1 protein-coding gene is annotated in these 1,745 nt (G+C 65.4%); it reads right to left on the reverse strand.

What is annotated here, in order from left to right; all coding sequences use genetic code 11:
* Positions 1-1,745: glycosyltransferase family 39 protein (locus tag NZM16_RS04175; RefSeq protein ID WP_295478791.1), on the reverse strand; the 1,745-nt coding region annotated here is incomplete at both ends.

Consider the following 1,745-nt stretch of genomic DNA (forward strand, 5'->3'; position numbering starts at 1 on the left):
AATCGGCCGCACTTCGATCCACCCCAGGGTCAGCACGTCCCCCCCGACCGTCAGCGGGAGGCGCGGAAAGCCCGGCGTTCCGGTCTCATACCAGCCGAGGTTCACCTGATAACGTCCGGCGGGCACAAAGCGGGGGATCAGCAGGCTGCGCCCGACATCGTAGACCTGGCCGGGAGCCCAGCGATCCGTGGGGGGATCCGGCTCCGCGTCCCAGTTGGCCCAGAGCCGTCCGGCCTCATCCACCAGATGGATGAAGAGGGTCCAGCGGCGATCCAGCGGTTGATCCGCTGAGAACTTCAGGTGCCATTGCACGGAACGGCCCGGCTCCACCGCCTCCTGCGCCCAGCCCACCTCGCGCAGCCGGATGCCGTTGGCCCACCGGGCATCCGGCTGGGTCCATCGGGCGGCCGGAACCTTGCGGACCAGATGGAACACGCTGGCCCGATACTCGGGGATGGCGTGGGGGAATTCCGCCTGGAAGTCGATGAGGTGGGTGGCTTGGAGATCCCGCAACCAGCCCTCCCAGTCGACCCGATAAGGGGTGACCCCGATGAACCAGAAGGAAGGCGAGCGATCGATCACCTGGGCGCGCTGGGCTGGGTCGGGCCATTCATAGCTTGAGAAACCACTACGCTCCGTCCACAGGAGGTGCCAGCGGGCCTGGATCAGCACAGGCTCTGAAATGCTCAGAGGCGCAATCGCTGGTTCAATTTCCAGGCCCAAAACGGGTGCGTTGAACAGCGGAAAGCCCGCAATCCCAATAAGGCCGGGCAGAACCCAGAGGGGGAGTATCCCTTTCCATGGGGACCTGAGCATTAGTAAAACGATGAGAGCTAGTAACGGAACCGCGGACATCGCGAAATAGCGGGCGGCGAAGAACGGCCAGCGCAGGGCCAGCAAAGCGCCGATCCCCGACGGCAACCATGCGGCTACGGCCAGAATGTTCCACTCGCGTGATCGTTGAGACCTTCGCAAAGTCAGAAAAGAAACCCCGAAGAGCGCCCCTGCGATCAGCGCCATGGCCTCCGCCAGCCGCCGGTCTACAAAGGGGCCGACCAGCAGGTTGGCCCACAAATGCCATAGCACCTCCCATGGCATCGGGCGCACCGGGATCGCCGCGAGATTTCGCGCCGTGTGCTCCAGGCTTCCCCCATACGCCTGGGCGATCCACCCGCCGAAGGCGGCCATCCACGGGAGGGAGGCCAGGGCACCCACGATCCATCCCCGGGGCCGGCGGATCGCGACCACCAGCCACTGGGTGCCGATCAGAAGGAGCCCGTAGTAGTGGGTGAACATCAGGGCTCCTTGAGCGAGGACCCACGCACCCCATCGGGCGGTCGTGGGACGCCCCAGCAGGCGAAGCCATAGGAACGTCAGCAGCGCGCCCAGGGCGATCACCAGCCCATACATCCTGATCATGACCAACAGAACCAGATAGTATGGGTTGAGCATCAAAGCGGCCACGAGCGCCAGGCCCAGCCGGGGACCGCCCCATTGACGACCCACCTGGAAGGCGAGGGGAAGGGCGGGCAGCCCGAGCAGGACCGAGAACACACGATACGCCCAGGGAGCCTGAAAACCGCCGATCTCCCACCAGCCCTTGACCAGCCAGTAATACAGGGGCGGGTGGCTGTCCCGCATCAGGTTGCGGGCCACCTCCAGCCAGCCATAGGAGCTGACCTGCCAGAGGACATGCTTCTCGTCGAACAGGGCCAGACCCCGCGGGGCCAGGACCAACGCGACCC

It is taken from the genome of Thermoflexus sp., assembly GCF_025055495.1.
Lineage (GTDB): Bacteria > Chloroflexota > Anaerolineae > Thermoflexales > Thermoflexaceae > Thermoflexus.